1 protein-coding gene is annotated in these 305 nt (G+C 40.3%); it reads right to left on the bottom strand.

Annotated elements, in window-relative coordinates:
* Positions 1–305, bottom strand: a 305-nt coding sequence (locus PUR61_RS45100) for a hypothetical protein (protein WP_443035105.1), incomplete at both ends; no start/stop codon positions are given.

Here is a 305-nt window from a genome sequence, read left to right on the forward strand (position 1 = left end):
GGGGGCCCCGCACCCCTACCCCACCACCAACAAAACCAAAAACAAACAAACCCCATACACCCCGACACACCACGCCCCCCCGCCGAAACAAACAACAACAAATAAACACAACTCCAAAAAAAAAAAAAAAACAAACAAAAAAAAAAAACCACCCCCACCCAACACCACAAAAAACAACACCCCCCACACAACAAACACCAAAAAAAAAACAAACAAAAAAAAATAAAAAAAAAACAAAAAACACCGCCCAAACAAAAAAAACCCCCAACCCAAAAAACAAAAAAAAACCCCCCACACACTAAAAA

Origin of the sequence: Streptomyces sp. BE20 (assembly GCF_036322525.1) — a bacterium.
In the GTDB taxonomy this organism is placed as follows: Bacteria; Actinomycetota; Actinomycetes; order Streptomycetales; family Streptomycetaceae; genus Kitasatospora.